1 protein-coding gene is annotated in these 424 nt (G+C 74.8%); it reads left to right on the top strand.

Annotation, left to right across the window (positions count from 1 at the left end):
- Positions 1 to 375: sigma-70 family RNA polymerase sigma factor (locus SxD43FB_RS24085; RefSeq protein WP_096064181.1), on the top strand; the 375-nt coding region annotated here is incomplete at its 5' end.
- Between the last annotated feature and the right edge of the window lie 49 nt (positions 376 to 424).

Genomic DNA, 424 nt, shown 5'->3' with positions numbered 1-424 from the left:
CGCGGATTGCGGGCCGAATCCCAGTGGGACCCGGAAACCAGCCTGCGGGCCTGGATGTTTCATATATTGCGCAACGTCTTCCTGGAGCAGATGCGCCGGCGCGGCACCGAGCGGCGTGCGCTGGAGCGGATGCCGGAGCCCGACCAGCCGCCGCCGGAACAGGAGGCGCGCAACGACATGGCGGATCTGGCGCTCGCCCTGCAGGGCCTGCCCCTGCCGCAGCGGGGGGCGCTGATCCTGGTGGGCGCGCATGGCCTCTCCCATGAGGAGGCCGCGGCGGTGTGCGGGGTTCCGGTGGGCACCGTCAAGGCACGCGTGGCCCGCGCCCGGGCGGCCCTGGCGCGCGGCGTCGGGCCAGAGCCGGTGGGGGCATAGACGGAGCCGCTCGGCGCATCAGGCTGCAAGGCCGCGCGCGCGGGGGGAG

Source organism: Sphingobium sp. D43FB (assembly GCF_002312805.1).
Classification (GTDB): Bacteria; Pseudomonadota; Alphaproteobacteria; order Sphingomonadales; family Sphingomonadaceae; genus Sphingobium.
Note: the sequence above shows the minus strand (reverse complement) of the source record. Positions and strands in the feature narration are given on the sequence as shown.